The sequence below is a fragment of the Bradyrhizobium vignae genome (assembly GCF_900324035.1).
Taxonomy (GTDB): domain Bacteria; phylum Pseudomonadota; class Alphaproteobacteria; order Rhizobiales; family Xanthobacteraceae; genus Bradyrhizobium; species Bradyrhizobium vignae.
Genome location: NZ_LS398110.1, coordinates 5,868,313 through 5,892,167, shown reverse-complemented (window position 1 = coordinate 5,892,167; position 23,855 = coordinate 5,868,313). Strand labels below are relative to the sequence as shown.

Genomic DNA, 23,855 nt, shown 5'->3' with positions numbered 1-23,855 from the left:
CGATCAGGCGGCGATCCGGTCCTCTTTGTCCGCCCCGCGCGCAACTATCTGTAGGGCATCGTCTGCCAACGGTCGTTGCAACGCCTTGGCCTCGTCCCACGGCGCACGCATCCACACGTCCCGCTCTTCGTCGGTCAGCAGGATCACGGGCATTGCCTTCGGGGTGGATCGGCTCGACCACGGCATTCGGTGTGGTCGTCAGAAAGCCATAGACCTGATGCGGTCCCGGCACCGGCTTGGACTTTGTGCCGCGATCCCCGTTGAACGTTGTCCAGATGCCAGCGAACGCTATCAGCGGCCTCTCATCGTTGAGGGCAAACCAGACCACGTCCTTCTTCTTCGTCTCCGGGTTCGGCTCCGGCGCGTACTCGGCAAAGCCGCCGAAATCTTCGTCTGTCGCAGCACGACCAGACAATTGAATTTGTGCAGCCGCTTTTTGGGGTTTCGTGCGGATTACGTCATCTCCCCTCAGGTTCCCAGCGCAGCTTCTTGCCATCGAAGTGATTGGGTATTTCGACAAAGCCGAAACATGCAAAACGCTCAGCCTTCGAACTTTTGTTGTCTGGCCGGACGTTCGTCTCAATCGGCATGCCGCTTTCTTTTAGCTTCGAGACAAGAACTCTAGAGATGTGCTGATTCCGCGCCGTTTTGGAAACGCCCAGATAGTCTAGATAGATCGTGCTGTCGTGGCCATAAGCGAGCGCGTAGCCCACGATCTGGTCGTCAGCATCTACCGCTACCCAAGACAGACCCGTCGCGACTGAGCCTTCTATCCTTCCCAAGGTTTCGGGATAAACTCTTGTTGGGACCTCAGGTGCGACCTCCGCGAAAACCAAGAGAATGCCGACCTCATCGCCAGGAGCAGCAACTCGATAGGCCATATTTCCAATCGCCATTGTGGCGACGGGACCAACTTCAGTGAGTTCTAACATCCCGACGATCGCCGCGCGCTCACCTTCAACAACGAGGTGGGCGATCACGCCGCCTCCCGTTAGAGAATCCTGGCGTTGGTAGACGATGGTGCCGCCCAGCCCTTCGATAGCTGCCTTGGCTGTCTCGAGACTTTCCAGTGCGATTTTAGCCGCCCGTAACATTACTCGCATTCGTTATCGCTCCCCCGGCCACCACGTTGATGGCGGATCGCTCGCCGAAATCTTCGTCGGCCGCAGCGCAACCAGATGGCTGCGCTTGTATGGATAGGGCGGCCTTCAAGTGGAAGCCACGCAGGTATGTCTCATGCTCGGAGCCACTTTGGTGCCTGTCCGCGGATCCAATCGGCTGACAAAACAAACTCTGTCGTAAATGACCGCATAACCGGCGCGGCTAGTTCTGCAACAATCTCTGGCCATGCATCGGTCAGGCTTGTCACTGGCCATGATCCAGTCGCAACCCGGTGACTGCTGTGTGAAGTCCAATTATTCATCCAAAGCCCAAAGGGGTCTCGAACAGTTCGATCCTTTAGACCATGCCACTCGACGCGAAAGGTTACAGTGGTTGGACTGTCAAACCGCTCGGCCATTCCACGTGCGTGGCGCACGAATTCGGCTAGAGCCCTGGTAAGCAAATTCGGACTGAGCCACGTTCCGCTTTGCCATCCCAAGGACTTATTCCAATCAGCACCATCTTCCCAATAGTTGCGGATGAGGGTTGCGTTTCCCGCCAAAGGTCTGGAAACAACGGTCTAAAATCACGATCTCGCGTATCTCTCAGTAACGTGCATTCGAGGAAATCGTTCTCCTCCAATCCGCTCGCTGCATCCGTGTGCCACGAAGGCCTAATCTCTGGCACGTCGAAAATATAAAACATGCTCCATCCCGTTTTGACGAGATCACGGACCTCGGAATTGATTTCACGCAATGTCTGCAACAGATTTTGGCGCGACAGTTGCTGCTCGTCGGAGCGATCAATTGAATAGCTCAATTGCCAATGCGATTGAGCGACTTCCTCGCAGCCGTCACGATTAGAAATCTCTTTGAGAAACGCAACGTGGGCAGCGTCGTGCCACCTTCTTATTGCATCTTGGGTGTTAGATGGAGCGGGTTGCGCGCCACGTAGTGCGGCGTCCAATGCACCAAGAATAGATGCCCTTTCGTGCATGGCACATCGTCGTATAACCGGAGCCCATTCGGCTGCTGTCAGGATGGACGCGCTTTCTGGACCCGTCTTACGCAGGTAGTACTGACCTTGAACTATCCCTTGAATTTTTTTGCCATCCATTGGCCCGTTTACTTTGGCGCAGATAGGTGAAGCTCCATGAGCAGGAACGATTACAATAGGGTGTTCATTCCCAGCGCTGGACCGGACGAATGAAACATCACATTGAAATGTAGGCTCCAAGTATTTTTTCACGATTGACGAGATGACATCTCGGTCGATCTTATCGGCATATGGACTGGGGACGTATTGAAGGGTCGTGTCGTCAAACCCAAACACGATACAGCCACCGCCGTGGTTTGCGATAGCAGCAATATGCCGTGCTATGTCCGCTCGCGCCTCATGACTATTCAGGTCCAGCCAAGACTTATATTCGACCCCAAGCGTTTCGTTCGGGGTGTCCACCAGTTCTTGCAATTCCGCAAAAGCCATAACTCTGCTAACCTTTTCATCTGCGAGAAGCCTGCCCGCCCTATGCCGCTCGATCATCGCTTCAGGCCGCCGCCAAGCGACTGCGCTCTAGCAGCCTACCGAGCAGGCCCAAGCCCCGAAATGCCCAAGGGAAACGAGTTTCACGTGGCCCCGCAGGGCAGCCATTGAAACCGAAGCCGGGAGCACGCGCAAGATGTATTGATGTCATAGAACTACTGGATGACCAGCCCCAACCCCTACGCCTAAGACCTGGGGATCATCAAGCCCAGTCACCAAGCCAAGATCAATCCGAACATTTAGCGGGTGCCATGCTGCCATCCACACCCGAAGAGACACAGGCGATTGTGGACTACATGAACTGGCAAGCACCCGACCTAACCGTCGAGTTCTCGCAGAAAGTCTATGCCGAAACCATCCTGAACCAGCAGCATGTCGTGTGGGACGTTCACACCAACGTTGACCGTTGGTGGGTGATAACTAATCCGACCAACCTGTACTCCCAGGTCCAATTCCCAAACATGGATTTGGCAGTCACCTTTCACGTCGGTCTGTGCCTTCGTGTGCCGCGTGGCCAGAGAGCAAGGCTGTCAGAACTTCCGGTGGAGCCGCTTGCCGCTTGCTTTCGCCATATGTCCGATGCCTCGGACGCGTTGGCGAGCGCGCAGGAGGTCAGCGACTTCCAAACGGTCGGCGTCCGCTGCCGTGAGGCGCTACTCGCCTTCACCAGCGCAGCGCAGACCGTGATGCCGTGGGCAGTGGACCTGGCGAACAAGCCGAAGCAGGCCGACTTCAAGGCTTGGGTGGATCATGTATGTCTCACGAGTCTTGCCGGTCACACGCATGAGCACCGTCGCCATCTGCTCAAGACGCTGCTTGATGAAGCGTGGCGTTTTGCCAACTGGCTTACACACGCCAAAGCCTCCACATGGTACGATGCAGAAGCCGCGACTACGACGGTTGAGCACGCGCTTGGCTTAGCGGCGTCTCAGGTCATTCGACACATCCGGGCCGCACCTGAAAGCTGCCCTGCTTGCGGCTCTTATCGGCTCTCGCCGCAACGCGGTTATCACTCTAGTGCTCCCGAACTGGAATGGGAGCGGCCGACCTGCGATAAATGCGGTTGGGTCGGTGATCCGGTGCCGATCCTTAGCAGCCCTCAGGACTATGCTAACGATGAAGTCCCGACGCCGGAAGGGGATTGCGTGATTCCCACTGTCCCGCTGCGAGAACTACACAAGCCCAGACGGAAGGATTAGCGTTTCGCATCCTCGGCATTGGCCTTGGTTCCGGCCCCGCTCGGTGGCTCGGGCTCGCATGCACGATGGTCGCGGTCCCTAGGTCGCGGATGGTCGCAAACTCCGCTGGGCTGCCGCGCTTCAATGATCGGCTAACTCAAGAATAGTACGGCCGGTACGGTGTATGTAGGAGTGTATGTAAAACCGATACGCTTCTACAATCCCCTATTTTTTGTCGTAAAAATTGATCAAATTGGCGGACACTCTCTCCGCCACCTATCTTTGGGAGCGAAAAAATCCTTCGAAATCCACCGCGACCCGTTCGAAGGCGCGCTTGCATTCCTTGAGGACTTATGCGCCGCTTCGTTTGAGCTGTCGCGTGCCCTGGTGCTGATGTTGTTGGCGGACCATGCAGGCAGGCTCAAAGGACCAGGCGAGAGACCCCGAGCCGGCGCAAGGTGCTGTTCGGCTTTTTGAAAGCTGCTTCGCCCCACCGCGCGTCCTCAACTGGTTCGGTCGGCAGGACGAGTAGATGCTCCGTCGGCCGGCCTGACCAGCAGGGGCTGCTCGGCATCGCGACTTGTGTGGCGCTCGTCGTCTCCACCGCCGGCGCATCACGACCGCCTGCGCGCCGGCTACGCTACGACCGCCGCTCCGGCAGGGCGTAGGCGCGGACGTAGTCGCCGAGCTTGGTGCCGAACGAGCCGTGGCCGCCGTCGACCGTGACCACATATTGCTTGCCTCCGACCTCATAGGTCATTGGTGTCGATTGACCGCCAGCCGGAAGCCGGTTCTGCCAGAGCTCTTTGCCGTCGCGCACGTCGAAAGCCCTGATGTAATAATCCATCGTTCCCGTAATGAAGGCGACGCCGCCTGCCGTGACGATCGGTCCGCCCAGCATGGGCACGCCCAGCTTGAACGGCAGCGGGATCGGGGCCTCGTCCTGATCGTGCCGATGCGATGCTGCCAGACAATCTTGTGAGACTTGAGATCAATCGCTGCGATGTTGCCCCAGGGTGGGGCCAGGCAGGGAATGCCGAGCGGCGACAGGAAAATGCCGAGATCGACGCCGTAGGGGGCGCCGTACATCGGCTGCACGCCGAGCTCGGTGCCGGGCGGATGCGCCGCGTTCGGCGCTGCCGGATTGTCCTTGCCGCGCGGCACCAGGCGCGAGACGAACGGAATCGATTGCGGATTCGCAATCGCGATCTGGCGCTTAGGATCGACGGCGATGCCGCCCCACTCAAACATGCCGAAATCGCCGGGAAACACCAGCGTGCCCTGTTCCGAAGGCGGCGTGAACGGCCCCTCATAGCGCAGGCGCTTGAACTTGATGCGGCAGGCGAGCTGGTCGAACATCGTGCTGCCCCACATCTGCGCACCCGTCAGCATGCCCGGCGGCCGGAAGCTCAGTTGCGAGAAGGGCTGGGTCGCGGAGAGGCGGTCGCCGGGCGCAGGCCCTTGCGGCACCGGCTTCTCCGGCGCGGGCACCAGCTGATGCCCGTCGCGGCGGTCGAGCACGAAGATGTCGCCGGTTTTGGCGGGGATGTAGATCGCCGGCGTTACGCCGTCATTCGTGCGCAGGTCGACAAGGCTGGGCTGCGAGGGCATGTCCATGTCCCAGAGGTCGTGATGCACGTTCTGGAAGGACCAGCGCAGCTTCCCGGTGTTGATGTCGAGCGCGACCAGCGCGGAATCGTAGCGCTCCTTCTCGGACGAGCGGCCACCGCCCCAGATATCGGGAGAGCTCGATCCGAGCGGGACATAGACGAGCCCGAGATTCTCGTCGACCGCGGAGATGCTCCAGGAATTGGGCGAGCCCGCAGTGAAATGATGCGAGGCCGAGGGCATCTCGTTCGGATCGGGATTGCCGGCATCGAACGCCCAGATCAATTTGCCGGAGTAGATGTCGAAGCCGCGGATCACGCCCGAGGGCACGCGATCGGAGTAATTGTCGATCACCGCGCCGCCAACGATCAGGATCTTCTCGGTCACGACCGGCGGCGAGGTGCCCTCGTAGAAACCGGGCGTTTGGATCTCGGTGCCTTGCTTGAGGTCGATCTGGCCGTGATCGCCAAAGCCTTCGCAGGGGGTGCCGCTCTGCGCATCCAGCGCAAACATGCGTCCGTCATTGGTCGGGATGAAGACGCGTGCCGGACACTCAGCGGGAGCGCGCGCGCCGTCGGCGGTCACGCCACCAGGCTTGGTGACGTGATAGGCTACGCCGCGGCAGGTCATGTGCTGGAAGTTCTTGTTGTGCTGGACCTGCGGGTCGAATTTCCAGCGCAGTTTACCCGTTGGGGCCTCCAGCGCGAACACGATCTGGTGCTGCGAACAGGTGTAGAGCAGGTCGCCGACCTTGAGCGGCGTCGCCTGGTTGGTGATCTCGTCGGGATCGTCAGGGCCCTTGTGGTCGCCCGTGCGGAATTCCCACGCGAGCTTGAGATCCTTCACATTGTCCGGGGTGATCTGGTTGAGCGAGGAATAGCGCGTGCCGAAGCCGCTGCCGCCATACGCGGTCCAGTCCTCTCCGGCCCCAGGCACCATCGATGCGGCAGCCGCGGCGGCGCGCGTCGTCCCGCTCTCCGGCAGCGTGCCGGCGAGGTCGTGGCGATCGCGCGACAGCGAGACGGCGAGCACGCCGGCGGCGATGGCAAGCACGAGCCCCAGCGCCCATCGTGCGGCCCGCAAGCCCGGCACGAGGCGCGATGCGATGAACGGCAGCAACAGCCAGACGCCCAGCGGAACGAGCACGTCGCCGCGCGGCGCCAGCGACCAGAAATCGAGCCCGACTTCCCAGACCGCCCAAATCATCGTGCCGAGCAGCAGCGCAGCGTAGATCCACAGTGCCTCGGCGCGGCGTCGTGCCAGGAGCCAGCTGGTGAGCAGCAGCGCGAGGCCGGAAATCAGGTAATAGAAGGACCCGCCGAGCACAGCGAGCCAGATGCCTCCGGCGGTGAGGCCCAATCCCATGATGGCAACAATCAGGATGGTGATGACCAGCAGCGGCGCGGCGCGGAACAAGGTCCCCAGGCTAGATATCGGTCTCATGGGATTACTTCAGCGTATAGAGAAACGCCGCGATGTCGCGCGCGTCCTTCTGCGGGATGCCTATTGTGGGCATGGCGTTACCCGGTAACGCCTTCTGTGGATCTTCGATCCACGCCGCCATATTGTCGGGCGAATTTTGGATGTAGCCGGCGATGTAGGTGCGCGTGCCGATCCGATGCAGGGGCGGTCCGACATTGCCTTCGGCGCCGGCGATGCCGGGAATGTCGTGACAGCCGCCGCAATGGTAGTTTTTGACGAGGTCGGCGCCCCGCGTGGCGTCGCCGTTGAAATTGTCGGGGCCCGCAGCGTTTGCGTCGCTGCAGCCAATCACAGCCAACCCCAACAACGAGGCGATCAGCAACCGTGCGGCAGGATGGGCGTCCATTCGCCGCTCCGCTCAAGGCTTCTGGCCAAAATTGAATTTTTTGGTCGCCGACCACGGATCGGTGGTCGACACTTGCTCGGTCGGGACCTGCTCGACCTCCGGCGACAGCGGGTTCGCCGAGAAGGTGCGGCCCCATTGGTGGCTCGGCTCGTTGCTGATCTTGCCGATATAGGTGACGAGGTCCCAGATCACGCTGTCGGGCAGCACGCCGCCCCAGGCCGGCATGCCGTTCGGCCGTCCCTGGTAGATCGAGAGGAAGATGTTCTCGGGCTGCGAGCCGTAGATGAAGGTGCTGTTGCTCAGCGCCGGTCCCATGCCGCCGCCACCATTCGGCGCGTGACAGCCGACGCAGTTGAAATTGACGTAATACGTCATCCCCCGCTGCTCCGCGTTGGGATCGCCCTGCACGGGATTCTTGATCTGCGGCGGGTCGGGCTGCGCGCCCGGGTGCAGAGGACTGACTGGAACCTGCATGAACACGCCGGGCCGGCCGTTGCCGACGCTGCCGCCGAAATTCGGCCGCGGCGACAGCGTCGGCATCTGTGCCTCCTGCGATTGCGGCAGGCTCTGCTGGGCAAGCACGGCACTTTGCGGCGCTATCGCCAGTAGCAATGATAGGGCGCTCGCGCGCAATATTGGAGCTGACATCACTCATGTCCTCCCGATGCGGTGACGGGCTGCTCGACCAGCGGCACGCCATAGCTGCGCAGCAGTGACCCTATTTCGGATCGATGCCCGTCGATGAACGCGTTCAGCCGGTCGCGCAAGGCGTGGTCACCCTTGCGCACGCCCATCGCGATGGCGAATTGGAATTGCTGGGGCGCGAAGGCCTCGGTGTCCGTGATCGACGTGACCGTCAGCGGCACCGCCGAGCGCTGGGCGAAATAGCCGGCCAGCGGTCCCCACGCGGCGGCAACGTCGATCTCGCCGCTCGCGACCGCCTCGATCAGGCGGGCCGGTGGATTGGCCTGGCGATAATCACCGTAGATCGAATAGCCACGGACGTTGTCGACGATGCCCTCCTCGCCAAGCGCCTGGGCCGGCGGCGGATTGTTGCCGTCATCGCCGATCAGATGCACGCCGATCGCAAGATGATGCAGGCGCGGATCGCGCAGCGACGACAAATCGAGCTTGCGGTCCTGCCGGCTGACGAAAACGTAGGTCGAGCGGTAATAGGGCTTTGTGGTCTCGACGAGATCATAGCCTTTGGGCACGCCCATCACCACATCGCATTGGCCTGCTTTCAGCGTGCTCCGGATGAAGCCGCGGCGCTGCGCCCACCAGGTGTAGGCGATGGTCTCGCCGAAATGCTCGGCGACCATGGCGGCGAGCCTGTTCTCGAATCCGGCTTCGGCGCTGTTCGAGAACGGCAGGTTGTTCGGATCGGCGCAGACGCGCAGCGCGCCGTCCGATGCGGCCGCTGCGGTGGACGCGAGCCCGATCACGAGGGCAACCGCGATTGCGCTATTTCGAAGGCGCATGGCTGGTGTCCTCACCATTGGCTCCGCCGAGCTTGAACACCAGCAGCTCGCTTCCGCCGGCCGTATAGAACGGCAGATCCTGCGTCGCGCCGGTAAAGCCGAGCGCGGCATTGCGTACGCGTTGATCGACCTCGGCATTGGCGACGACGCCGGGCCAGCCGCCGACGCCCGAGAGGATCGCGATGTATTGCTGTCCATCGGCGCCGCCATAGGAGACCGGCTGGCCGATGAAGCCGGAGCCGGCGCGGAATTGCCAGAGCACACGTCCGTCCTTGGCGTCGACCGCCTTGAACAGGCGATCCATGGTGCCGTAGAACGCGACGTCCCCGGCGGTGACCAGCGCACCGCTCCAGACCGGCAGCTTCTCGTGGATCTCCCACACCTTCTTGCGCGCGACCGGATCCCAGGCCATGAACTCGCCGCGATGGCCGCCGGGGCCGGCATACATGTCGACATCGGCGCCAACGTAAGGCGTGCCGGCGACATAGCCGACCTGCGAGGCCTTGAAGTCCATGCAGAGATGCTGATGCGGCACGTAGAGCAGCTTGGTGCGCGGTGACCACGCGCTCGGTTGCCAGTCCTTGGCGCCGGGCGCGCTCGGGCAGATATTCTCCACGGTCTTGCCGACCAGCGGCGTCTTCTCCTCGTTCGGGATGATCTTGCCGGTCTTGAGATCGACGCCCTTGTAGCTGTTCACGAACTCATAGGCGTCCGCCGAGATCACCTCGCCGGTGGCGCGGTCCATCACGTACATGTAGCCGTTGCGGCCGGGATGGATCAGCACCTTGCGCGTCTGACCATTGAGCTCGAGATCGACCAGCAAGTTCTCGTTGATCTCGTCATGGTCGAACAGGTCGTGCGGATTGACTTGGTAGGCCCATTTGGCGCGACCGGTGTCGGGGTCGCGCGCGAAGATCGTGGTGCTCCAGAGATTATCGCCGCTGCGCTGGTTCGCATTCCACGGACTGGGATTGGCGGTGCCGTAATAGATCAGGTTGAGGTCGGGATCGTAGGAGATCCAGCCCCACATGGTGGCGCCGCCGACCTGCCAGCGGTCGGCCGGCCAGGTCTTCACGCCGAGATCCTTGCCTTTCAGACTGTCGTAGAACGGCTTGAAGTCGTCACCGATCAAGACGTCCTTGTCGGGCCCGGTCGAATATGCGCGCCAGGCGATCGCGCCGGTGTTCTCGTCCAGCGCGGTGACCCAGCCGCGCACGCCCATCTCGCCGCCGCTGTTGCCGACCAGAATCTTGCCCTTCACCACGACTGGCGCCATGGTGATGGTCTCGCCCTTGTTGATCTCGCCGAGTTTTGTGTGCCAGAGCTCCTTGCCGGTCTTGGCATCGAGCGCGACGGTGTGATTGTCGAGCGTGTTGAGGAAGACCTTGCCGTTGTCGAAGCCGAGGCCGCGGTTGACGACGTCGCAGCAGGCGACGCCGGCGGCCGCCGGCTCCGGCTTTGGCGCGTAGGACCATTTCAGTTCGCCGCTGGTCGCATCGAGCGCGAACACGCGGTTGGGGTAGGGGCCGGCATAGGGACCGACCACATACATGGTGCCGTCTACCACCAGCGGCGCCGCCTCCTGGCCGCGATCGGCGCCGATCGAGAACGTCCATGCCAGCTGCAGGCGCGAGGCATTGCCGGCGTTGATCTGGTCGAGCTCGCTATAGCGCGTGTTGGCGTAATCGCGCGCTGCCATCGGCCATTGGCCGGGGTCCTTCATGCGGCTGGCGAGATCGATCTGTGCCGAAGCGGTTGCGAGCGGCGCAACGACCGCACAAAGCACGCTCGCTACCAGCGTGAAACCACGCACTAACATAGATCAAGATCTCCATGGCGATGACGAGGCCGTGCCGCGTTGCAGGCCGGAACGTGCACGTACAAACCTTGCGCTTCGGCTTGGTTCCAAAACCGATTGCCGAGCTATCTCACGACGTTCCCGGACACGCCGGCGCCGAGATCGACCGCGATCTGGTCCTCCTTGCCGTTGCACTTGGGATGGCCGAAACCGGACGGGCTTTTGCCGTCGGGACCGATGTCGTAGATGATCGTGTCCTTCATGTTGGGGCTGACGCCGGCGGGCACGCGATCGAGCCCGAGCTGGTGGCGCACGCGCCAGGCAACATTGTGATCGGCGCAGGAGCTGTCGCCGCTGACGCCGAGCGCACCCGCAATGCCGTTGCCATCGTAGAGCGCCAGTCCGCCGCCGAACACGATCACGCCGCCGACGGGCTTGCCGACCATCGGATCATGAGACGTGCCGAAATCGTCGGGGCTGCCGGCGTAGAGCGTTTCGGGCGAGGGCGGATTGCTGAGCGCCGCGCCGAACAGGAATCCGCCGGGCTGCGCGCCCGCGTAGAGATTGGCTGACGCCATCGCCTTGTCCTTCAGGCTGAACGCGTTCGCGGTGTTGGCCTTCTCCGCCGCGATCGCCCGGCTGCCCGGCCATTGATCGTCTGCCTTGCTGCCGCTGTAGGCGACGGCGCAGACGACGCCTTGTCGGTTCACGACCGCGGCCCATTCATTGTTGTCGAGCCCGCCATTGCTCGGGCCGCCGCCCGGCTTGACGCTCTTCTTCAGGATATCGGCAAGCTGATCATGGTCGACCGGACATGACATCGCGGGACGCGGCCGGTCCTGCGCGTTCAGCGCCTGAGGCATTGACAGTGCAGCCAGGATCGCAGCTGTCACGATGACAATTCGCTCGCCCATGTGATCTCCCTTCGGTCTCGCGCCTGCAGGCGAACGTTCGAACGGAAGTTGCAGTTCCTATGCGAAGGCGCTCATCCCGGATGCCTGACCGGCGCGAGCGGCGCCTCGCTTTCGTTCACGGTCAGCCAGCGATGCGCGAAGACCAGCGCCGCGCCGGTATAGAGGATGCCCATAGGCACCCACATCAAGACGCCCGCGAGCTGCTGGTCTTCGAGCGGAGTGAGGCCGAGTTCGCCGGCGAGCGCGCCCTGGCCGGGAATCCAAAGCCGCGGCGATATCGTCAGCAGCGCGCCGAGCACGCCGGAATGCAGGATCGTGATGAACAGGCACGCAATGGCGATGCCGTCGCGCACGCGGCTGCTGCGGCCCTGTCCGCGGCCATGCAGCAGCACCCACCAGAACAAAAGGGCGGTCGCGAAGAAGCTGATGTGCTGGAGCCGGTGCACCGCAGGGTTCGCCAGCGCCCATGCATAGAGCGGCGGCGCGTGCCAGGCCCAGAGCGCTGCGCCATGCAGCGCGGTCGCGCTCACGGGATGGCTGATGAAGCCCCAGGCGCCCGCCACCGGCGGCAGATTGAGCAAGCGTCCGGCCGCCGGGCGCAGCGACGCCGGCAGGCTCCACAGCATCGGACCGTTGATCCGCGCATAGGCCATCAGTGGCGCGGCGACCACCATCAGCAGCTCGTGCTCGGTCATATGCGCGGTGAACAGCCGCTCGCCGAGCCAGTGCAGCGGCGATGTCACCGCCAGCGCCGTGATCAGCCAGCCGGTCCAGAACGCCGCGACCTGGCCGAAGCTGACGCCGCGGCCACCGCCGGCGTGCCGCCACAGCCGCTGTGTGCCGATATAGAAGCCGATACCGACGAGATAGAGCGGGGTCAGCAGCCAGGGATCGTAGCTCCAGAGCGATCGGGCATCGACATCGGAAAGCCCGTGCGCGAAGGCAGGCTGCGTCAGCAGCACAAGGAGAAGCGCTGCGAAGCTCAGCGCAGGCATGGGCTGATTAACAGCGAGGCGGCAAGCTGGTTGGCGATCACGAGCGCGAACAGCACGCCCATGCGGACGCCTATCCAGGCCATGAAGGAGCGGGGCCCGCCGCCTCGGGCGTCGCTCCATTCCGCCCCGGCGCTGCGCCGCACCGCGCGCGCCGAGATGAAGGTGCCGACGAGGGCGACGATTGCCAGGACGCCGCTCAGGATCGCCCCGCTCATCCTGGTCCCTTCGCAGGAGAAATGCGCGAGCACGTACACGCCTTGCAAATTGAGGCCCCACGCGATTGGACCGAGCGCGACACCGGCCCAATACAGGAGTCGTGAACGTTCGGCAGCTTCGGTCATAGCCGTGGCACCCAATCGAGCAGGACATAGAGCGGCAGCCAGGCCAGCACGACGAAATTCCAATAGAACACGTTGTCGGTGACGTCGCTGAAACGCCGCGGCTTGGCATGGCGCGTGAACATCAACACCGCCAGCACGACGGTGTCGCCGACATCGGTGGCAAGGTGGGTGGTGTGGAGCCCGAGGATCAGCCATACGATCGAGCCGTAGGCGGAATTGTCCCAGCGCGTGTTGAGATGAGCGAACTCGAAGCCGCGCAAGATCAACAGAGCGATGCCGATCAACGCCATTACGATCAGCATGAGGCGGGTCTTCCGGAGGTCCTGCCGGTGCGCCACGCGGCTGGTATATTCATTCGGGATGACGCTGAGCAGATAGAGCACGGTCTCGACCGTGCCGGGCCAGAGATCGGGCGGCGCCGCGCTGATCGGCCAGGTCGGGTTGACGGCATAGAGATAGAGATAGGCGCCGATGGCGATGGCAAAGCCCATGCCTTCCAGCGCCATGAATCCCATGGCGCCCCACCAGGGGCCGCTGCGCGGACCATAGCCGTAGGTCGGCAGGTCCGAGACGTCGCGGACGATGGTCTGTCTCACTCTTCGTCCTCCTTGGCGCCGGAGGGCCAGAACCAGCCGATCAGGGTCACTGCCATCGGCGGCGTGCCCCAGAGCACCGCCCAGGGCGTAAAGATCGAGCCGATGAAGAAGATTGTGGTCGCGATCGCGGTGAGCAGCGGCCAGAGGCTAGGCTCGGGCGAAGCCTCGCGGATTTGCGGCTCGGCCTCGGCCAGCGAGGTCAGCAGCACCTCGCGCTTGTCAGCGCTGAGGCCGCCGACGACGGGCAGGCTCTCGTTGTCGGCCCACAGCGGATCGCGGTGCTTGACGACGGGAATACGGTCGAAGTTCTGCGGCGGCGGCGGAGAAGTGGTCGCCCATTCCAGCGTCGAGGCGTCCCAGGGATTGTCCCCGGCGAGTGCGCCCTTGCGCAGGCTATAGATCGCATTGACCAGGAGCAGCGCGAAGCTGAGCGCGAACACCAGCGCGCCGGCGCTGGACAGCAGATTCAGATGCGCCCAGTCCATGTCGGCAGTGTAGGTGTAGACCCGCCGCGGCATGCCGATCAGCCCGAGGATATGCATCGGGAAGAACGCGACGTTGAAGCCGATGAAGGCGAGCCAGAAATTCCAGCGCCCCAGCTTTTCGCTCAGCATGCGCCCCGTGATCTTGGGAAACCAGTAATAGACGGCGCCGATCAGCGGGAAAACCGCGCCGCCGATCAGCACGTAGTGGAAGTGCGCGACGACGAAATAGGTGTCGTGCACCTGGGTGTCGATCGGCACCGAGGCCACCATGACGCCGGAGAGGCCGCCGATCACGAAGATCACGATGAAGCCGATCACGAACAACAGCGGCGTGCGGTACACCGGCCGCCCGTCCCACAGCGTCGCGATCCAGCAGAAGATCTGCAGTCCGCTCGGCACCGCGATCAGCATGCTGGAGGCCGTGAACAGGCCGGCGCCGAGCTGCGGCAGGCCGGTGACGAACATGTGGTGGACCCAGAGGCCGAACGACAGCAGCCCCGTCGCGATCAGCGAGAGGATGACGATGGGATAGCCGATCACCGGCCGCCGCGCGAACGTGCCGAGGATCGCCGAGACCATGCCGGTGCCGGGAATGAAGATGATGTAGACCTCGGGATGGCCGAAGAACCAGAACAGGTGCTGCCAGAGCAGGGGATGTCCGCCCGACGACGGGTCGTAGAAGCGCGTGTTGACGAGCCGGTCCAGGATCAGCGAGGTCGAGGCCACCATGATCGAGGGCATCGCGAACATGACGAGGAAGCTCGTGACCAGCATCGCCCAGACGAACAGCGGAATGCGATCGAGCGTCATGCCCGGCGCGCGCAACTTGAACACGGTCACGACGACCTCCACCGATACGGCGAGGGCGGCGACCTCGGTGAAGGTGATCATCTGCGCCCAGACATCGGGGCGTTTGGTCGGCGTGTATTGCAGCGAGGACAGCGGCACATAGGCGAACCAGCCGACGTCAGGCCCCACATTGACGGCGAATGAGATCCAGAGGAAGCAGCCGCCGAACAGAAACATCCAATAGCTGAAGGCGTTCAGGCGCGGGAAGGCGATGTTGCGCGTGCCGACCATGAGCGGCACGAGGTAGACCGCGAACGCCTCCATCACCGGCACGGCGAACAGGAACATCATGGTCGAGCCGTGCATCGTGAAGATCTGGTTGTACTTGTCTGCCGAGAGGAACGTGCTCTCGGGCTGCGCAAGCTGAATGCGCATCAGCACCGCAAGAACGCCGCCGAGCAGCAGGAAGGCGAATGCGGTGATGATGTAACGGCGGCCGATGATCTTGTGGTCGACCGACATCAGCGCGCCGAGGAAACCGGAGGGTGTGCGCCAGACGCTCTCAAGCTGCCTGGACAGCTGAAAGCCATTGAGGACGTCGTCGCGCAATTCGCGCTGTTCCGCGGCCAGGCTCACTTGAGCTGCTCCAGGTAATGAAGGATCGCGATCATCTCGTCCGATTGCAGCGGCATCTTCGGCATCAGATTGCCGGGCTTGATGTGCTGGGGATCGGAGATCCAGGCGCCTAGCGTTGCCGGTGTGTTCGGCAACGTTCCGGCCGCGATCATGGTGCGGCTGCCGATATGGGTCAGATCCGGGCCGAGCTGTCCGCCGGCGAGTGTGCCGCTGATGTTGTGGCACAGGGCGCAGCCGCGCGAGCGGAACAGCGCCTCGCCTTGCTTGCCGAGCGGATCGGTCGGGCTCGCTGCGCTCTGGTTTTCATGGTCGCGCCAGCGGCCGAATTCGTCCGGCGCCAGCGCGATTACCGCGAAGGCCATGTGGGCGTGCTGGAGCCCGCAGAACTCGGCGCATTGCCCGCGATAGATCCCGGCATTCTTCGCCGTGAATTGCAGCTCGTTCTTCTGTCCGGTGATGAGGTCCATCTTGCCGGTCAGGCTCGGCACCCAGAAGCTGTGGATCACATCGGCGGATTCCAGCTCGAGCTTCACCGGCTGGCCGGTCGGAATGCGGATCTCGTTCGCCGTCACGAAGCTCTGGTCGGGGCTGTCCGCCTCATAACGCACCTCCCACCACCATTGATGTCCGATGATCTTCAGCGTGAGGGCGTGCTCGTCCTTGGCGAAGACGGTGCGCTGTCCGGCATAGCTGACGAGGGAGAGCCCGAGCACGATGATCGTGGTCGCGATGCCCAGGATGAGGATGACGCGCCCGCTGCGGTCTTCGAACCCGTCATGCAGGTCGAGCGGCCGGTCGGCCGCGCGTTTTGAGCGCAACATTCCGATGCCGAGCACGAGGACGACGGCGATCCAGACGATGGCGGCGACAGCGAGGAAGACGAACAGCGTCCAGCGGATCTGCTCGGACTGGAGGCCCTGCGGATCGAGCACCGATTGACGGCCGGCGCACGCGGTCAACAGCCAGCTCGTGCACAGCACCAGAACTCTTCGAACCCAGACTGGCATGACGCTTCGCCGTGCTCCCCTTCAAAGGCGGAACCGGCCAATTCTACAAAGGTTCCTATCCGCTAATCGGAGCGGTTGGCCGCGTTCGATCCGCCAAGCTCCGGGATGTCGGCGAGCGCCGAAGCCTCGGATCCAAGCTGCCTGATGACGCTGAAGGTACCGTCGGCCTCGAGGACCACGGCGCCGACATCCTCCAGGCGATCGATACCGTGCTGGCGCACGGCGGCGCGGACATCCGCCTCGGCGACCCTCTGGCTGCGCATCGCGTCGCGAACGAGTTTGCCCTGATGAACCAACAGCGTCGGCTGCGGATTGACGATGATGCGGAGCGGGCTCCAGTGCGCCACGGCAAAGGCGATGATGAATTGTAGCCCGATCAGGATCACGAAGCCCACCAGGGACTGTGCCACGCTGATGTCGCCCGACAGGACGCTGTTGGCGAAGGTCGAGCCGAGGGCGACGGTGACGATCAGGTCGAAGGCGTACCACTTTGCGAGGGTTCGAGGACCTGCGAGGCGGAGCAGGACGACCAGCGCGATATAGGTGATGGTGGTGCCGATCGCGGTGCGGAGCAGCGGCGCCCAACCCTGGAAGATGATATGTCCGACGTCGACCATGGACGGCGACTAGAACGGCCAGCCCTTGGTGGCGATCAGGATCGCGACATCCCCGGCAGCCATCAGCAGCAGGACGATGAGGACGGCCACGATCGCTCCGGGCTGGGCAATCGCACGCAGGTCTTCGTGCATGTCTGGCTCCGAGATGAACACTTATGCCTGCAATGTTTCCGCCAACGGGATGTTCCTGCATGGCGGGCCGAGCGACCTCCGCGCAACGGAACGAAGCTTCTCAACCGCGCGTTCCCAAGCAGAAACTTGAGGAATGGACGTGCCGCGCTATCATTTCGATCTGGTGTATTCCAGGACCTTTGCCGACGAAGGAGGCGCTGAATTGCCTGAGGATATCGAAGACGTGGATGTCGGGGACGAGGTCTCGCTTGCCTGCCGAAGGAGCGTCCCGAGCAATGAAAAGCCCGCCAATCGTGACGCGAAGCAGCAAAACGGCACAGGTTGGGCAGCTTCTGACCACGGACATGGCCCTCAACCCGGGACGGCGGCACCGAATAATTGCGCTCGCTTTCGATTTTCTGCGACAGAAGTCGCTTTCGCTCGACCTGTAGCGCGAGTCTTTCAACATACCCATGTGCGAGCGTAAAGCTCCGCTCGCCCAAGCCTCACGAAATGCCCTATGTGCAAGCTCGTAGGTTTGGTTGGTGTGGGTAAGGGCGGTAGCGCACCTCTCACGGGAAGTCTGCCGTGCCAAGACAGAGTTTGGTCGAGGGAAAGCGGGATGCGCGGCAGGTGCTGCGCGACGAATATCGGAAATGGAAAATCCGGTTCCAGCCTCCGAACGATGTCAATGAGTGCCGGAATGCCCCCTGCGGAGGCCACGATGGCGACCGCTCCGAGACAGGAACCACCACCGACTGCGCTGATTGGGACAGAGACCATATGTCACAGATGACCTACCTTTAGTCCCGAGCCCGAGGAGTTCGCAATGGATAACAGGCTCCTCGCGAAGCTGCCCGCCCGGGAACTGAAGCTCGTTCAGCCTCATCTGCAAGCCGTCGAGTTGCGTTACACGCAGGTACTGGCGGAGCCCGACGAGCCTATCACCCACATGTATTTCCCCACCGGAGGGGTGCTCTCGATGGTGAATGAGCCGGAAGACGGGGACATCGTCGAGTTTGCCACGGTTGGGAATGAGGGAATGGTTGGCGTTCCCCTTCTGCTTGGCGCGTTGACTATGCCAAGCCGCGTTTTCGTCCAGGTCGAAGGTGCGGGTTTCCGCGCTGCTGCGAAAGACATGCTCGAAGTCCTGAGACAGACACCGACGTTCCATGGCCGGCTGATGCGCTACGTCATGGCGTTGCTCAACCAGATCGCGCAGGGGACCTCATGCAATCGCCTGCACGAAGTGCAGGAGCCTTGCGCCCGGTGGCTCCTGCACACTCACGACAGGTCAATGGCGAGAGCTTCATGCCGACGCAAGAGTTCCTGAGCCAGATGCTGGGAGTGCACCGTCCAACTGTAACGATCGCTGCGCGCATGCTCCAGCAGGCCGGCCTCATCCGGTATAGTCGGGACCATATCGAAGTCATCGACCGGCCCGGTCTCGAAGCTGCGGCATGCCCCTGCTACCGCCTCATCACGGACCAATACGCACGCTTGCTGGAGCCGACTTGAGGTGCTCGAGCGACGATCGCAGGACGTCGTAAGCCGTTGCCGCGGCGAGCCATGATGACTTCGGCAACGGATCCCCGTTTCGCTCTGCGGCCATGATGCAATGCATTTGCAAACGGCGAAGCCGTGGCGTTTCATTTAGGACTCTTTCGGCGGCTCTAGGTCCGAATTGATCCATGCTTTCTCCCGCTCAATCCAAGATGATCGCTCTTCCGCCGGTTCAAGCTGCAATTGGTCTTCAGGCTTGATCAGCCGTGCGAATTTTCGGCACCAGTAAAGAAAGTGGTTCATGCGCGATTAGTTATCGGCAAACCGAGCTGCTGTCGGTCATGTACCCAACATACGTGGATGCGCGGGCGTGCCGATGTTGGGCGATGTCAGATGGCGCATGCCTTCCCAAGAGTGCTCTCGCTCCTGTGCGGGCTGGAGTGAGATGTGCGAAATGCTGACGAATCTTTGCAAAGGATAAGGCGCACATTCCGGCGGTGTGATTGAAAGAAGGGCATCACTTCAAACGCATGGAAACGAGATGCTCGGATCAAAGGTATTTTCACCTGAGGACCTGTCGCTGCTAGGAGCGATTTACGATCTCGTCGTGGATTCGCTTCCAATCCCAATGCGCACGCATCGAAATCGGCTCCAGGTCGCTCGCAACCTGTTTTATTTGAAACTGCGTGGCGAACGCGATCCGCTAAACCTGGAGCTTGGCGCTGCGGCTGGTTTGATTTGCTGACCGCAAGCTGTCTTACTTTGGGATGTCTCCTAGTGACCCATCCGGACAAATCTGGTCCAGTGCCTTGACCTCGACAATGAGGGGCAAGCCGGACGCCGGTTTGATGGGGTCGGACTAACGCTTTTCCCTGGCTGTGTGAAAACGCTGCGCCCGATGTGATTCGCGCGATATGATTCCCGCACGATTTGCGGGGGGCTTGGATGAAGCGCTCCGTTACGGAGGCGGATCGTGGACAGTCGACCGTTATTGCCCGAATGCCTCGACGATTCTATTAACGAGAGCAACCCTGTTCGCGTGATCGACGTGTTTGTCGATGCGCTCGATTTGGCTGAACTTTGAACGATGGAACCGGCGGCGACCGGTCGGCCATCAGACCACTGGCGCGTCGGCGAAGTTGCGCCTCGGTTGTACGTGCCCGTTACGCCATTTCCCTGAGATTGCTCAGGATGGCGAGATGTCGCTGGATGACCGGAAGAGACATCTGCGCGACCTGCTGCTCCTGCGGGTTACCGCCCGTCCGCAGGTAGGAATTGTTTAGCGCCAGCAATTCGCGATGGCCCCGAATCTGTCCTTGCACATACATCCTGTCGAAGGGGCCCGAGGGCGTGACCTGAAGCCGTTGCAGCATCGTCGCATGGTCTGGCCGCAGGGGTACCGAGCCTGGAGCGGCACCGAGCGCACTTGCCACCTGCACCTGTTCGGCGATCTCGGCGTTCGCGAAATTTACCACGTCAGGATTGCCGGTGCGGGTGAGCGCGAGCTGACTGGTCCGCATCGCGAATGCGCCGCCCATGAGGTCGGCCGTCTTGAAATCCCTCTGCGAATTTGTCCGGGCCTGAACGGCTAAGGTCGAAAGCCCAAGCCCTCCGAGGGCAAGCAAGAATGATCTTCTCAGCATGTGCATCTCCAACTGTGAGCGACCGACGCTTCGCTGCGTTGAACGTTCCTATCGATCGATCAAGTTGAAGGCGCGGCGTTGGCCCTGAGCGCGGAACACCCCTCAATTAAACGCATCCAATCGTCTGCGGGACGCAAGTGGCTCGCCATAGGAACGGCGGACTGCAAAACGCCTTGTCTCGTTTTCATATCGCGCCACACACGAGTTCAGATGCTACAAAGCAGACCCGCCAACTTTCCCACATCCGCAGGCGTCCTTCTCGGGCTTGGCCTCGGCGCGTTCTTCGATGGCATCGTCTTTCATCAGCTGCTGCAATGGCATCATATGTTAAGCGGCTGGTATCCCCTCAATTCCATCGACAACATCACCCTCAACACGACCTGGGACGGCATCTTTCACAGCGTCGCCTACGTCCTCGTGCTCGCCGGGTTTTATGTGTTGTGGCAGTGGGCGCGCCGAAGCGAGCTGCGATGGTCTCGCTCGCAGTGTCTCGGGACCATCCTGATCGGATGGGGCATCTTCAATCTCGTCGAAGGCGTGGTCGATCACCAGATCCTGAGATTGCATCAGGTGAACGAGACCGTGCCCGACAGCCAGCGCATCTTCTGGGATATCGGCTTCCTGCTGTGGGGAGCAGCGATGATCGTCATGGGCGTTGCCATGGCACGGGCGGGCGCGCAGGAGGGAGTGCATGCGAAAGGCAGTCTACAGGTTCGTTAGAAAGACGCCGCCGCCTCTGGTCTACGCGATCTTTCTGCTGCTGCTCGTGCTCGCGACGGCACCGGCGTTTCGACCAGTCCTTTTCGGCGTCTCGGTCGATGATCTTTTGCAGCTGCGCTGCTTTTCGCCGGTCCGACAGCAGAGGTAATCATGGTCGAGTTCAGGCTTCCAATAAACTCCCGCATCGAGCAGGGGACCGTCTGGCCAAAGCCGACCGGCGAGAGCTTGCGCGAATTTCAGGTATATCGCTGGAATCCTGAGGATGGCCGCAATCCCAGGCTGGACACCTATTTCGTGGACCAGAACAATTGCGGGCCAATGGTGCTGGACGGGCTGATCTGGATCAAGAACAACGTCGACTCAACCCTGACCTTCAGGCGGTCCTGCCGGGAAGGCGTTTGCGGCTCCTGCTCGATGAACATCGCCGGCCAGAACACGCTGGCCTGCACCAAGTCGATGAACGAGGACGTTCCGGAAGGCGAGCCGCTGCGCGTGCTTCCCTTGCCGCATCAGCCGGTGGTGAAGGATTTGGTGCCGGATCTGACGAACTTCTACGCGCAGCTCGCGCTGATCGAGCCGTGGCTGCAGACCACGTCGCCCACGCCGCAGACGGAATGGCGGCAAAGTCACGAGGACCGGGCCAAGCTCGACGGATTGTACGAGTGTATCCTCTGCGCGTGCTGCTCGACGTCGTGCCCGAGCTATTGGTGGAATTCCGAGCGTTTCCTCGGGCCGGCAGCTCTGATCCAGGCGGCTCGCTGGATCAATGACAGCCGGGACGAAGCCACGGGCGAACGCCTCGACATGCTGGAGGATCCCTTCAGGATCTATCGCTGCCACACCATTCTGAATTGCGCGAAGGCATGTCCAAAAGGCCTCAATCCCGGAGAAGCCATTTCGGCCCTGCGGCTCAAGATGGTCCAGCGGAAGTTCTGATCGTGGGTAAGGCGCCAAGTCGCAAACAGGAACCATGGCTGCGGCGCTCGCTTATCAAACGCGCGTTGGAGGCGTTTGATGGGAAAGAAGCAATTTGCCGCTCTGCCGTTTCGTCTGGACAAGTCCGAGCTGCGGGTGATGCTGATCACGACCAGGCGCAAGCGCAGGTGGAGCGTCCCCAAGGGATCGCCGATGCGCAACAGGGAGCCGCATTTGACGGCAGCGCTCGAGGCCTATGAGGAGGCGGGCTTGGTCGGTGTCGTGGCAACGCGCGCCTTGGGCAGCTTCAAGCACGGCAAGCGAAAAGGCGATCGCAAGCGGACCATGAACGTTGCCGTCTTCCCCATGAAGGTGCACGGGCGCGAGCGCTGGTGGCCCGAGAAGGGAGAGCGCGAAGCCATCTGGGTCTCGCCCAAGACGGCGGCGCGCCTGGTGCACAAGGCGCAGCTCCGGCGCCTGATCGCCCGCTTCGCGGCGCAGGCGGTGCGAGACGCATCCTCCCCGCTGGGCAGGTGAGCGGGCGGCCCAGCTTTAGGAACGCCTCGCGCGCCCGGTCATTCAAGCCTGATGGACCAACAAACGACAGGGCTCATATCCGAGGAGCGGCCGCCTCATGAAGTCCTCGCAGCGGCGATCGAGCGACGCCGCGCGGTCCTTTTCGTGGGCGCCGGCGTCTCGATGGCGGTCGGCTTGCCGTCCTGGCAGTCCCTGATCGATCATCTCCTGGACGATCTCGGCCTCGAACGCAACGTCATCGACGGAATGCACGGCGGCTATCAGATGCTCGCGGAATATTATCGGATCAAGCGCGGCGGAATCGGCCCGCTGCGCAGCTGGCTCGACCGAAATTGGCGTGTCGACCCCGAGAAGATCGCCGCTTCAGAGCTGCACCGGATGATCGTCGAGCTGGATTTTCCGGTCATCTACACCACCAATTACGACCGCAACCTGGAAACCGCGTTCGACGTGCTGAAAAAGCCTTTTGCGAAGATCAGCAACGCGAAGGAGATCGCGAGTGCGCGTGCCGGTGTCACCCACATCATCAAATTCCACGGCGACTTCGACGACGATGCCTCGCTGGTTCTGACCGAGACCGACTTTCTCAACCGGCTCGCCTTCAATTCCCCGCTCGACATCCGGTTTCGCGCCGATGCGCTGGGAAGCACGCTCCTGTTCGTCGGATACAGCATGTCCGATCCGAACATCCGGCTGCTGCTGCACCGGATCTGGCAGATCTGGGACGAGTCCGGGCACAGCCAGGACCGGCCGAGATCCTTCGTGTTCGTCGCGCAGCGCAACCCGGTGCAGGAGGCCGTACTCGCGAACTGGGGCATCACGACCATCGCCCCGCCTGACGTCATGGCTGCCGATGACGGTCTCAGGCGGCTGCTGCGCGACATTCGCGAGCGGCTCGGCGGCAGGACAACGCGCAGCTCGGGTCCTGACACCAAGAGACGTTGCCAGAGCATGATCCGGAAAAGTGTGTAGCGGTTTTCCGAAAAGATCATGCTGAAACAATACCTAAAGCGCGATGACGACTCATTCTAATCGCATGGCGCTTTAGGTTCGCCGCACGCTGTAGATGTCGTTCGGGTCTGGTGTGAGGCTTGCGGCATATTGCACGTCGAAAGGCGAACGCATGGCCGCCCGCGTGCGGCACGTCGGCGGGATTGCTTGGCGCATGCCAATAGCTGCGCAGATTCCACACGATCGTCACGCGGGCTCCCCCGCGATCAGCGCGGCGGTGATGGCTCCTCGACGAACCGGTCACCCAGTCGATCGGCAGCAGAAGAGAGGTGAGTGCTTCGAACACCGCCATGATAGGCCGAGGCCAACACCGCCGGAGAACGCGATAGCGGTGAGAGGGCGGTCGGCTGCGCTCGTGCCGCCCGGTCCAACTGCACGGTCAGCCAAGATGGGCGCCGGTTGCCAGTCTGGAGGTCCGGGTGCACCGGTAATCCCTGTGTTGGTGTGCATAGCGGCAGCGGAGATTGACCACGAGAGCGGCGGTAGCTGTGAGCAATCG

General features: G+C 62.2%; 24 protein-coding genes and 2 pseudogenes. 8 read left to right on the top strand and 18 right to left on the bottom strand.

The genetic code is table 11. From position 1 onward, the window contains the following. Positions 1–3 precede the first annotated feature (3 nt). The 3 genes and pseudogenes from BRAD3257_RS41280 to BRAD3257_RS28650 all read right to left on the bottom strand — a co-directional run. A pseudogene (locus BRAD3257_RS41280) lies at positions 4–376 on the bottom strand (SOS response-associated peptidase family protein); the annotation flags it as partial. Between the two features lie 82 nt (positions 377–458). Beyond that, a complete protein-coding gene (locus BRAD3257_RS28655; protein ID WP_122404661.1) occupies positions 459–1,103 on the bottom strand; it encodes a GNAT family N-acetyltransferase in 645 nt (214 codons plus the stop codon). A 442-nt stretch (positions 1,104–1,545) separates the two neighbouring features. Next, on the bottom strand, positions 1,546–2,643 hold the full coding sequence (locus tag BRAD3257_RS28650; RefSeq protein ID WP_122404660.1) for an AlbA family DNA-binding domain-containing protein: 1,098 nt from the start codon (positions 2,641–2,643) through the stop codon (positions 1,546–1,548). Between the two features lie 251 nt (positions 2,644–2,894). Here BRAD3257_RS28650 and BRAD3257_RS28645 point away from each other — a divergent pair, with 251 nt between their 5' ends. Continuing rightward, positions 2,895–3,842, top strand: a complete 948-nt coding sequence (locus BRAD3257_RS28645) for a hypothetical protein (protein ID WP_122404659.1) — start codon at positions 2,895–2,897, stop codon at positions 3,840–3,842. A 619-nt stretch (positions 3,843–4,461) separates the two neighbouring features. On the opposite strand, the pseudogene BRAD3257_RS28640 reads toward BRAD3257_RS28645, so the two are convergent. From BRAD3257_RS28640 to BRAD3257_RS42285, 14 genes and pseudogenes are all read right to left on the bottom strand, one after another. After that, a pseudogene (locus BRAD3257_RS28640) lies at positions 4,462–6,872 on the bottom strand (glucose/quinate/shikimate family membrane-bound PQQ-dependent dehydrogenase). Positions 6,873–6,876: 4 nt separating this feature from the next. Continuing rightward, entirely contained in the window at positions 6,877–7,257 is a 381-nt protein-coding gene (locus tag BRAD3257_RS28635) for a c-type cytochrome (RefSeq protein WP_122404658.1), read from the bottom strand. Positions 7,258–7,269: 12 nt separating this feature from the next. Then, positions 7,270–7,905, bottom strand: coding sequence for a c-type cytochrome (locus BRAD3257_RS28630; protein ID WP_122404657.1), 636 nt, complete (start codon positions 7,903–7,905; stop codon positions 7,270–7,272). Beyond that, a complete protein-coding gene (locus BRAD3257_RS28625) occupies positions 7,905–8,753 on the bottom strand; it encodes a substrate-binding domain-containing protein (protein ID WP_376707317.1) in 849 nt (282 codons plus the stop codon). Before BRAD3257_RS28625 ends, BRAD3257_RS28630 begins: the two co-directional genes overlap by 1 nt. Next, complete coding sequence (locus BRAD3257_RS28620) at positions 8,722–10,557, bottom strand: methanol/ethanol family PQQ-dependent dehydrogenase (protein WP_122404655.1); 1,836 nt, start codon at positions 10,555–10,557, stop codon at positions 8,722–8,724. Before BRAD3257_RS28620 ends, BRAD3257_RS28625 begins: the two co-directional genes overlap by 32 nt. Before the next feature lie 104 nt (positions 10,558–10,661). Next, entirely contained in the window at positions 10,662–11,450 is a 789-nt protein-coding gene (locus tag BRAD3257_RS28615) for a heme-binding protein (protein ID WP_244607728.1), read from the bottom strand. Positions 11,451–11,521: 71 nt separating this feature from the next. Further along, positions 11,522–12,445 (bottom strand): cytochrome c oxidase assembly protein, encoded by a 924-nt coding sequence (locus BRAD3257_RS28610; RefSeq protein ID WP_122404654.1) that lies wholly within the window; start codon positions 12,443–12,445, stop codon positions 11,522–11,524. Then, positions 12,433–12,786 carry a hypothetical protein gene (locus BRAD3257_RS28605; RefSeq protein WP_122404653.1) on the bottom strand — a complete coding sequence of 118 codons (354 nt, stop codon included), beginning with the start codon at positions 12,784–12,786 and terminating at the stop codon, positions 12,433–12,435. Before BRAD3257_RS28605 ends, BRAD3257_RS28610 begins: the two co-directional genes overlap by 13 nt. Then, the gene (locus tag BRAD3257_RS28600) at positions 12,783–13,382 is read right to left on the bottom strand and encodes a cytochrome c oxidase subunit 3 (RefSeq protein ID WP_122404652.1); all 600 of its coding nucleotides are present in this window, start codon (positions 13,380–13,382) and stop codon (positions 12,783–12,785) included. The genes BRAD3257_RS28605 and BRAD3257_RS28600 overlap by 4 nt, the downstream gene beginning before the upstream one ends. After that, on the bottom strand, positions 13,379–15,292 hold the full coding sequence (ctaD, locus tag BRAD3257_RS28595) for a cytochrome c oxidase subunit I (protein ID WP_122404651.1): 1,914 nt from the start codon (positions 15,290–15,292) through the stop codon (positions 13,379–13,381). The genes BRAD3257_RS28600 and ctaD overlap by 4 nt, the downstream gene beginning before the upstream one ends. Continuing rightward, positions 15,289–16,299 (bottom strand): cytochrome c oxidase subunit II, encoded by a 1,011-nt coding sequence (coxB, locus tag BRAD3257_RS28590; protein WP_122404650.1) that lies wholly within the window; start codon positions 16,297–16,299, stop codon positions 15,289–15,291. The genes ctaD and coxB overlap by 4 nt, the downstream gene beginning before the upstream one ends. 62 nt (positions 16,300–16,361) lie before the next feature. Further along, positions 16,362–16,916, bottom strand: a complete 555-nt coding sequence (locus BRAD3257_RS28585; protein ID WP_122404649.1) for a DUF421 domain-containing protein — start codon at positions 16,914–16,916, stop codon at positions 16,362–16,364. 9 nt (positions 16,917–16,925) lie between these two features. Continuing rightward, entirely contained in the window at positions 16,926–17,048 is a 123-nt protein-coding gene (locus BRAD3257_RS41805) for a hypothetical protein (protein WP_283809901.1), read from the bottom strand. A gap of 441 nt (positions 17,049–17,489) precedes the next feature. After that, positions 17,490–17,810, bottom strand: coding sequence for a chemotaxis protein CheB (locus tag BRAD3257_RS42285; RefSeq protein ID WP_122404647.1), 321 nt, complete (start codon positions 17,808–17,810; stop codon positions 17,490–17,492). A 46-nt stretch (positions 17,811–17,856) separates the two neighbouring features. Between BRAD3257_RS42285 and BRAD3257_RS39390 the strand changes: the two genes are divergently transcribed. From BRAD3257_RS39390 to BRAD3257_RS39385, 3 genes are all read left to right on the top strand, one after another. Beyond that, entirely contained in the window at positions 17,857–18,360 is a 504-nt protein-coding gene (locus tag BRAD3257_RS39390; protein WP_145987040.1) for a Crp/Fnr family transcriptional regulator, read from the top strand. Then, on the top strand, positions 18,258–18,545 hold the full coding sequence (locus BRAD3257_RS42280; RefSeq protein WP_122404646.1) for a helix-turn-helix domain-containing protein: 288 nt from the start codon (positions 18,258–18,260) through the stop codon (positions 18,543–18,545). Before BRAD3257_RS39390 ends, BRAD3257_RS42280 begins: the two co-directional genes overlap by 103 nt. Positions 18,546–19,071: 526 nt before the next feature. Next, a complete protein-coding gene (locus BRAD3257_RS39385; RefSeq protein WP_145987039.1) occupies positions 19,072–19,275 on the top strand; it encodes a hypothetical protein in 204 nt (67 codons plus the stop codon). A 418-nt stretch (positions 19,276–19,693) separates the two neighbouring features. Here BRAD3257_RS39385 and BRAD3257_RS28565 read toward each other — a convergent pair whose 3' ends face one another. Then, entirely contained in the window at positions 19,694–20,155 is a 462-nt protein-coding gene (locus tag BRAD3257_RS28565; RefSeq protein WP_160118866.1) for a DUF4142 domain-containing protein, read from the bottom strand. Between the two features lie 96 nt (positions 20,156–20,251). On the opposite strand from BRAD3257_RS28565, the gene BRAD3257_RS28560 reads away from it, so the two are divergent. From BRAD3257_RS28560 to BRAD3257_RS28545, 4 genes are all read left to right on the top strand, one after another. Further along, the gene (locus tag BRAD3257_RS28560) at positions 20,252–20,893 is read left to right on the top strand and encodes a DUF2243 domain-containing protein (protein ID WP_347338405.1); all 642 of its coding nucleotides are present in this window, start codon (positions 20,252–20,254) and stop codon (positions 20,891–20,893) included. 150 nt (positions 20,894–21,043) lie between these two features. Beyond that, positions 21,044–21,829, top strand: a complete 786-nt coding sequence (locus BRAD3257_RS28555) for a succinate dehydrogenase iron-sulfur subunit (RefSeq protein WP_122404643.1) — start codon at positions 21,044–21,046, stop codon at positions 21,827–21,829. A 78-nt stretch (positions 21,830–21,907) separates the two neighbouring features. Continuing rightward, positions 21,908–22,345 carry an NUDIX hydrolase gene (locus tag BRAD3257_RS28550; RefSeq protein WP_122404642.1) on the top strand — a complete coding sequence of 146 codons (438 nt, stop codon included), beginning with the start codon at positions 21,908–21,910 and terminating at the stop codon, positions 22,343–22,345. 51 nt (positions 22,346–22,396) lie between these two features. Continuing rightward, the gene (locus BRAD3257_RS28545; protein ID WP_122404641.1) at positions 22,397–23,317 is read left to right on the top strand and encodes an SIR2 family NAD-dependent protein deacylase; all 921 of its coding nucleotides are present in this window, start codon (positions 22,397–22,399) and stop codon (positions 23,315–23,317) included. Positions 23,318–23,855: the final 538 nt, after the last annotated feature.